We start from the raw sequence: 2,395 nt of genomic DNA on the forward strand, positions 1-2,395 counted from the left end.
ACCCCAGCACTATTGCCTGCTGAAATTTTCAAAGTAGCAAACTGAGATTGTCCCGAACCATCCGAAAAACCTGATCCTGCTGAAACATTATAATACCCACTAGCTGTTGACATTGCTGAAATAAATACCATAGAACCAGCTAAAGCTGTTGACATATTCTTACCTGAACCTATTGAAAATCCAGAACCTTTAGAAAAGCCATTTCCATCACTCATATAAGCACTTGCTGATTTGTATCCAACAACAATTTGTTTTCCACCACCATTGTAAGCGTTAAAACCCATAGCATCAGCTGTATTGGCATCAATTTGACCTTTAGATTCTCTTAAAGATACCGAAGTTTGAGAAATAAGATCGGTTTTACCCATACCTACTACACTAAGATTAGTTCCGCTTATGTTGATATCTCTACCATCATTTTTAACTAAAGACAATCTTCCATAATTTTCTTTTTGAGTTCCTAAAATACCAGATCCAGCTCCAATTTCTCCTGTGATTTTTATGCCTCTACCCTCTCTTGAAGTCAAGACTAAACGACCATTTTCATCCCTAGAAGCTTCAACTCCAGTAGTATCTTTAACTGCATTAATAGCAGAAACTAATTGACCATTTTCATCCCCATCCTTATAGTTAATCTGACCTATGTTTACACCATTAATTGCAAAATCTTGAGAAGTTGAACCTGCTTTTATTTCATAAGCTCCTATAGTTCTTACATCATAAGTTGCTCTAACTCCTGTTTTATCAGAGCTTCTATTGATTTCTTCAGCTAAAGCTCCAAGACCTGTTCCAACAGAGGTTGAAATAACTATACTTTGAAATTTAAAGTCTTCAACTCCATTATAATTTTTTATAACCATACTTACAACACCTTCACTCACACTTTGAGAACCTGTTTCAAATCTAGTTACACCGATCTTTGAAGACTGAGTAGGTCCAATGCTAGCTTTTATAGTTTGATTTGATTGAGAGCCAATTTGAAATTCTTGATTGGTAAAATTTCCACTTAAAAGCTGTTTACCGTTAAATGAAGTAGTATTGGCAATATTATCAAGTTCTTCCATCAAACGATTAATATCTGCTTGAAGCATAGTTCTTGTTTTTAAGCTTTGACCATCTTGGGCTGCCTGAGTTGCTTTAGTTTTAATAGTATCTAAGATCTTAAGTTGCTCATCCATAGCCTTATCTGCAGTTTGCAAGATGCCTATAGCATCATTACCATTGTTTATGGCTTGACCTAGAGTAGCTGCTTGAGAACGCAAAGAATCTGCTATCGCCATCCCTGAAGCATCATCTGCTGCGGAGTTAATCCTAAGACCAGAACTAAGTCTACTTAAAGACTTATCAAGCTCGTTAGCATTAACAACTGAATTTGCGTGTGCATTTAACGCACCGATGTTGGTGTTTATCCTAAAACCCATTTTAAATCCTTTCAAAATATTGCATCGAAAAGATTAAAGCAAGAAGTGTTCCAAGTTTTAGTTTAATTAAAAATCTTGAGAGTTTAAAAAGCCTAGTATTTAAACTAGGCTTGGATTTGTATATATCGCAGTATTTTAAAAATATGTAGCTATTGAAGCAGTCTTAAAACATTTTGCTGACTAGAATTTGCCTGAGCCATAGCATAAGATCCACTTTGAGCTAAGATGTTAGCTTTAGAGTAGTTTGCACTCTCACTTGCAAAATCTACATCTCTGATTTGAGATTCAGCTGATTTGACATTGACTTGGGTTACTGTGATATTATTGATCGTTGATGTGATTTGATTTTGCACTGAACCTATATCAGCTCTGATTTGATCAAGATTGTTAATCGCAGTTTCAGCGATATCCATCACAGCCATAGCACCTTTAAGTGTGGTTACGCCTGCAGTTTCACTTGCAACCCCAGCACTATTGCCTGCTGAAATTTTCAAAGTAGCAAACTGAGATTGTCCCGAACCATCCGAAAAACCTGATCCTGCTGAAACATTATAATACCCACTAGCTGTTGACATTGCTGAAATAAATACCATAGAACCAGCTAAAGCTGTTGACATATTCTTACCTGAACCTATTGAAAATCCAGAACCTTTAGAAAAGCCATTTCCATCACTCATATAAGCACTTGCTGATTTGTATCCAACAACAATTTGTTTTCCACCACCATTGTAAGCGTTAAAACCCATAGCATCAGCTGTATTGGCATCAATTTGACCTTTAGATTCTCTTAAAGATACCGAAGTTTGAGAAATAAGATCGGTTTTACCCATACCTACTACACTAAGATTAGTTCCGCTTATGTTGATATCTCTACCATCATTTTTAACTAAAGACAATCTTCCATAATTTTCTTTTTGAGTTCCTAAAATACCAGATCCAGCTCCAATTTCTCCTGTGATTTTTATGCCTCTACC

General features: G+C 35.9%; 2 protein-coding genes. Both read right to left on the reverse strand.

Going from position 1 to position 2,395, the window contains the following annotated elements; all coding sequences use genetic code 11:
- Positions 1–1,421 (reverse strand): flagellin (locus tag AJ939_RS02860; RefSeq protein ID WP_070275954.1); only part of this gene is annotated, 1,421 nt, incomplete at its 3' end.
- A gap of 149 nt (positions 1,422–1,570) precedes the next feature.
- Positions 1,571–2,395, reverse strand: an 825-nt coding sequence (locus AJ939_RS02865; protein ID WP_261666728.1) for a flagellin, incomplete at its 5' end; no start/stop codon positions are given.

Source organism: Campylobacter sp. BCW_6889 (assembly GCF_001762535.1).
Lineage (GTDB): Bacteria > Campylobacterota > Campylobacteria > Campylobacterales > Campylobacteraceae > Campylobacter_D > Campylobacter_D jejuni.